This window comes from Moorena sp. SIO2C4 (assembly GCF_010672485.1).
Taxonomy (GTDB): Bacteria; Cyanobacteriota; Cyanobacteriia; order Cyanobacteriales; family Coleofasciculaceae; genus Moorena; species Moorena producens.
In genome coordinates this window covers 1-1,236 of the sequence record NZ_JAAHGN010001507.1, presented here as the reverse complement: position 1 = coordinate 1,236, position 1,236 = coordinate 1, and the positions used below count along the sequence as shown (strand labels likewise).

The 1,236-nt window shown below is 42.2% G+C and carries 3 protein-coding genes; all 3 read right to left on the bottom strand.

Features of this window, described 5'->3' with window-relative positions:
* Positions 1–554 precede the first annotated feature (554 nt).
* Genes F6K20_RS39040 through F6K20_RS39030 form a run of 3 tightly spaced genes read right to left on the bottom strand, consistent with a single transcriptional unit; the run spans position 555 to position 1,234 of the window.
* Positions 555–857 carry a hypothetical protein gene (locus tag F6K20_RS39040; RefSeq protein WP_008181974.1) on the bottom strand — a complete coding sequence of 101 codons (303 nt, stop codon included), beginning with the start codon at positions 855–857 and terminating at the stop codon, positions 555–557.
* 20 nt (positions 858–877) lie between these two features.
* The gene (locus tag F6K20_RS39035) at positions 878–1,042 is read right to left on the bottom strand and encodes a hypothetical protein (protein ID WP_154659739.1); all 165 of its coding nucleotides are present in this window, start codon (positions 1,040–1,042) and stop codon (positions 878–880) included.
* A 27-nt stretch (positions 1,043–1,069) separates the two neighbouring features.
* Complete coding sequence (locus F6K20_RS39030; RefSeq protein ID WP_353736918.1) at positions 1,070–1,234, bottom strand: RRXRR domain-containing protein; 165 nt, start codon at positions 1,232–1,234, stop codon at positions 1,070–1,072.
* Positions 1,235–1,236: the final 2 nt, after the last annotated feature.

Genomic DNA, 1,236 nt, shown 5'->3' with positions numbered 1-1,236 from the left:
GGGGGAGTGGTAAAAAATCCTGTGTACCTCATGATTATGAGAATTGCTATATATTAAGTTGAGTTAATATAGCACTACGCATTAAGGTGTTTGACATTGTCTTGATGCAGTCGCTCATGGGGGAAACCCCCAAGACCGTAATGGTGCGTTTTCCGTTGGCGAATTAAATTCGCCACGGGTCGCACCTCTGCATCGCTCCTAAACTCTGAAACTCAGTCATAGCTTACTTCTGACTTCTGACTTCTGACTTCTTACTTGCGCGTAGCGCTATAACTTCGTTTATGACCGCTTGTTTGTTGTAATTTTTTATTAAATGAAGTGTGGATTAAACTACCGATAGGATGTAAGCATTCAGCTATCAGCGTGTCGCGTATCAGCTATCAGCTAATGGGCTACTTGAGGTGCTTTTGAATAAAACAAGTAAGCATTGGTTTAATCTCTGTTACATCACCTGAAGGTTCCATAGCCTGAGCTTTTAGCTGACGGCTGACGGCTGACGGCTGACGGCTGCATGCTTACGATAGGATAACGTTTATGGTCACACTATAGGGTTTTCATTCCCTATTTCGTGAGCGCTGCCCTATAACCCGTCGCCGAGTCTGAAACCACATAGAAATACCTGTAATTGCTAAGGTTAATAAACCAAAGGCATTGAGAAACGGATAAATCATTTGTAAGTTAATGGCACCAAATTTTCCTTTGTGCAGATCCAAAAGCCAAATAAATTCACTACTTTTATCAGTAAGAGCTGCCACCTGAAACAAGGAACCGGTAATCACAGTCAACAACACTGGCAATACCATAATTGGGGCAAACCAAGCGTGTAATTGACGTAAACGAAATCTATTAATAGCCATAGTAATATATATAGCAATTTTCAGGACGATTGAAGTATAAATATCTGGGTTTTAGGGAGCAGGGAGCAGGGAGCAGGTAATAGGCAAGAGGCAAGAGGCAAGAGGCAAGAGGCAAGAGGCAATAGGTAATAGGTAATAGGTAATAGGTAATAGGCAAGAGGCAATAGGCATGGGGTGCATCTCATATTTGTAAAAAAGTTGCGTAGGGTGCGTTAGGGGGGCCTCATTTTCCGCCTCGTAGCCAGGGTTTGGGTTTTTGCGCCTGGGTCAATTTTTAACTGGTGATTATGAGTCGTACAGTTTCCTACCTCCAAATCTTTTAGGATAATTGTAAATGGATACCTTCTAAACACTTTGGCTCTACCTTGCTTGAGCAATA